This is a genomic window from Corallococcus sp. AB038B (assembly GCF_003668955.1).
Taxonomy (GTDB): domain Bacteria; phylum Myxococcota; class Myxococcia; order Myxococcales; family Myxococcaceae; genus Corallococcus; species Corallococcus exiguus.
Genome location: NZ_RAWO01000065.1, coordinates 1 through 494 on the forward strand (window position 1 = coordinate 1; position 494 = coordinate 494).

The 494-nt window shown below is 71.7% G+C and carries 1 protein-coding gene; it reads left to right on the forward strand.

Going from position 1 to position 494, the window contains the following annotated elements; genetic code table 11:
* Window positions 1-190 precede the first annotated feature (190 nt).
* Window positions 191-494 (forward strand): AAA family ATPase (locus D7Y04_RS42565; protein ID WP_158627692.1); only part of this gene is annotated, 304 nt, incomplete at its 3' end.

The window sequence follows — 494 nt, forward strand, 5'->3', positions numbered from 1 at the left end:
TGGGACTCCGTGTCATGAAGCCAACCGCCCTCCGTCACGGGAGGACGCCCCGCTCCCGCGCCCACCCCCGGCCTTCACCGTCGACGAGCAGGCGTCCCGGTACCGCGAGGCCGGTGGACGTCCGCTGGTATTCCTTCAAGGGGGTGGGTGCTCTTCGCGCTGGCGGAGTCCGGCGGTTAGGCTTTCGTTCATGTCCGTCACCTTTGAAGCCGCGGCCACCGCCGTCCGCGACGCCCTCTCCGACGCGGGACAGGGGCTCGTCGAGCGCGAGGCCATGGTGGAGCTCATCGCGCTGTCCGCCGCCGCCGGTGAGCACCTGCTGGTCATCGGTCCCCCCGGTACCGCGAAGAGCGAGGCCGTGCGCCGCACCGCCCGCGCGCTGGGGGGCTCCTACTTCGAGTACCTGCTGGGCCGCTTCACCGAGCCCTCCGAACTGTTCGGCCCCGTGGACCTGCGCAAGCTGCGCGAGGGGCTGGTGGAGACGGAGACCACGG